Here is a 3,348-nt window from a genome sequence, read left to right as displayed (position 1 = left end):
GCCCGCGTTCGGCCGGCGGTGCGATTTCGGCGGCGAACGGCACGGCCTGTTGCGCGATGGTCGCGAGTACGCCGATCGCGAGGCTCGCGACGGCGAGCACGGCCAGCGACGGCGCGGTGGCCGCGACGATCAGCGCGATCGACAGGCCGGCGATCTGCATCAGGATCAGCCCGCGGCGGTCGAAGCGGTCGCCGAGCGGCGCGAGCAGGAACATGCCGGCCGCATAGCCGAGCTGCGTTGCGGTCGGCACCGCGCCGATCCACGACGCGCCGTCGGGAAACGCGGAGCGGAAGCTGTCGAGCAACGGCTGGTTGTAGTAGATGTTCGCGACGGACACGCCCGCGATCGTCGCGAGCAGCAACAGCAGGCTGCGCGAGTAGTGGGGCGAGGCGGCGTCGGTCGGACGGTCGGTGGAGGCGGTGGACATGGCTGCGCGGACGGAAGTGGGGCGGCGCAGCGCGCGGCGCACGCGTCGGGTGCGCAGGCGGGCGGGGCGCCGTCGAGGCTGCCGATCATACCGGAGCGACGTGAATCCTGCCGGACGGGGGCAGAACGGCCAAGCCGGCATGACCGGTGTAACCGGCCGGGCGCCGCCCGTCATCGTGCGTGCTTCAATCCGTCAGTCGACCAGCTCACCCGTCGGTTCATAAAACGGATAAGGCCCGGCCCCTTCATCGACATACACGTGATGCGACGTCATCCCCGTATCGGGCACATAGTGATGGACCGCGAACGCCGGCGGTTCGAGCCGGAACGCGGAGGGCCCATCGGTTCGCAGGTCGAATGCGACCTGGTGCGCGGGCGACGGCACCGCGGCTGCGAGCGTGCCGCCGAAGCGCGTGAACATCGTGCGATGCACGTGGCCGCACAGCACGCGCTCGACGTTCGGATATCCGCGCAGCAGCGCGTCGAGTTTCGCGGAAGCGGCGGGCGCGAGGCGCAGCTTGTCCATGTGGCCGATTCCCGATGCGAACGGCGGGTGATGCAGCGCGACGATCACGGGCCGGTCGCGCGCGGCGTCGAGCTGTGCGGCGAGCCACGCGAGCCGTGCATCGCACAGGTCGCCGTAGCTGGCGCCGGGAACCTGCGAGTCGAGCGCCAGCACGCGCACCGCGCCGACGTCGAGTGCGTACTGCACGAATTCACCTGCCTGCAGCTCGGCGCGATCGGCGAACGCGTGGCGCAGCCCGGCGCGGTCGTCGTGATTGCCGATCATCAGGTAGTACGGAATCTCGAGCGCCGCGAGCAGCCCGCGCAGGTTGCCGTACTCTTCATCGTGGCCGAAATCGGTCAGGTCGCCGGTGACGAGCACGGCGTCGGGGCGCGGCACGAGCGCGTTCAGTTTTTCGATGCAGCGCGAGAGCGCGGCCGCGGTGTCGACGCGCCGGTACGCGAGCTGTCCCGGACGCTTGATGTGGAGATCGCTGATTTGAGCAAGCAGCATCGTCGTTCCTCGGAATTGTCTGATTGTTGTCGCGGCGTCGTGCGCCGCGGTGGGGTGCTGCATGAATGATGCCGGAACGACGGATTACGCGCCGAGCGCGATCAGGCCTTCCGGCGCGATCGTGAGGCCGACCGCCGTGCCGCGTGCGAGCGCGATGCGGCCCGGCACGTCGATCACGAGCGCGTCCGGGGCCGCGTGCTCGATCGTGAGCCGCGTGCGCTCGCCGAGGAACGCGCATGCACCGACCGCGCCGCGCAGCGGCGCATGCGCGGGATCGGCGAGTTGTGCATCCTCGGGGCGGAAGAACCACTCGTCGGCGGCGTGCGGCGTCGCGATCGCGCCGCCCGTGGTGACCAACGTGCCATCGCGCCATTGCCCGGCGAGCCGGTTCAGCGTGCCGATGAACTGCGCGACCGTGCGGTTGGCCGGGTGGTAGTAGATGTCGCGCGGCGTGCCGATCTGTTCGATGCGGCCCGCGCCCATCACGACGATCCGGTCGCCGAGCTCCATCGCTTCGGCCTGGTCGTGCGTCACGTAGACCGTCGTCACGCCGAGGTCGCGCAGCAGCGTATTCATCTCGCGACGCAGCGTGTCGCGCAGCTTTGCGTCGAGCGCGGTCAGCGGCTCGTCGAGCAGCAGCACGCGCGGCCGCACCGCCAGCGCGCGGGCCAGCGCGACGCGCTGGCGCTGGCCGCCCGACAGCTGGTCGATCGGTTTATCCGCATGCGCGTCGAGCCGCATCATCGCGAGCAGCTCATCGACGCGCTCGCGCAGTGCGCGCGGCTCGGTCTTGCGGATCTTCAGCCCGTAGCCGACGTTGCCGCGCACCGTCAGGTTCGGAAACAGCGCGTAGTTCTGGAACACCATGCCGACCTGCCGGCGCTCGATCGGCAGCGCGGTCACGTCGTCATTGCCGAACGCGATCGTGCCGCCGGCGTCCGGCGTGTCGAGGCCCGCGATCAGGCGCAGCGTCGTGGTCTTGCCGCAGCCCGACGGCCCGAGCAGCACGAGCGTTTCGCCCGCGCCGATCGACAGGTCGAGCGGTTCGAGCACGCGGGTGCCGCGGAACGTCTTCGCACAGCGGGTCAGGGTGATGGGGGTGGAATCGAGTTTCATGTCTGCGAGAAATTCAGCGCGGGCGCTTCTTGAGCGCACGCGTGCCGGACGGATCGACACCGAGCCACTGCATCGCGACGAGCAGCGGCAGCGTCATCAGCAGGAACAGGATCGTGTACGCGCTGCCGACTTCGAGGCGCAGCGACGCATACGTATCGGCGAGCCCGACGGGCAGCGTCTTGGTGTCGGGCGTATGCAGCATCCACGTGAGGTTGAATTCGCCGATCGACAGCGTGAGCACCGCGAGCGCCCCCGCAACGATGCCGGGGCGCAGGTTCGGCAGCACGATCGTGACGAAGCGCGTGACGAACGACGCGCCGAGGCTGGCCGCGCCTTCCTCGAGCGTGCGCAGGTCGGCGCCGGCCGCGACGGCCGCGACCGCGCGCACCATGAACGGCAGCGTGAACACGACGTGGCCGACGACGATGAACCACAGGCTCATCCGGAACGCCGTGAAGCCGCCGTACACGACCAGCAGCGCGAGCGCCGACGCGAGGCCGGGCAGTGCGACCGGCAGCACGAGCGCCTCCTCGATCGCACGCGCGACGCGGCTCTTGCTGCGCGCGAGCGCATAGCCGGCCGGCACGCCGACGACGAGCACGATCGCGAGCGTCGCGAATGCCACGTAAAGCGACAGCGCGACCGAGCCGTGATACTGCTGCCACACCTGTTCGAGCCAGCGCAGCGTGAGGCCGCTCGACAGGCCGCGGAAATAGTTGACGGTGAGGCCCGCGAGCACCGACATCACGACGGGCACGATCAGGAATGCGCACAGCAGCAGCGTGACG

Annotated in this window: 4 protein-coding genes; all 4 read right to left on the bottom strand. The window is 69.9% G+C overall.

The window, feature by feature from the left end; genetic code table 11:
• The coding region (locus G3N99_RS37510) for an MFS transporter (protein WP_206124889.1) at nt 1-427 on the bottom strand (427 nt) is incomplete at its 3' end.
• Between the two features lie 192 nt (nt 428-619).
• Nucleotides 620-1,444: a phosphodiesterase gene (locus G3N99_RS37505; protein WP_206124888.1), complete on the bottom strand. Its 825-nt coding sequence runs from the start codon at nt 1,442-1,444 to the stop codon at nt 620-622.
• An 84-nt stretch (nt 1,445-1,528) separates the two neighbouring features.
• Nucleotides 1,529-2,560, bottom strand: coding sequence for an ABC transporter ATP-binding protein (locus G3N99_RS37500; RefSeq protein ID WP_206124887.1), 1,032 nt, complete (start codon nt 2,558-2,560; stop codon nt 1,529-1,531).
• Nucleotides 2,561-2,573: 13 nt separating this feature from the next.
• Nucleotides 2,574-3,348 (bottom strand): ABC transporter permease subunit (locus G3N99_RS37495; protein ID WP_206124886.1); only part of this gene is annotated, 775 nt, incomplete at its 5' end.

Source organism: Burkholderia sp. Ac-20392, from assembly GCF_017104585.1.
Taxonomy (GTDB): Bacteria; Pseudomonadota; Gammaproteobacteria; order Burkholderiales; family Burkholderiaceae; genus Burkholderia; species Burkholderia lata.
This window is presented reverse-complemented; position numbering and strand designations above follow the sequence as displayed.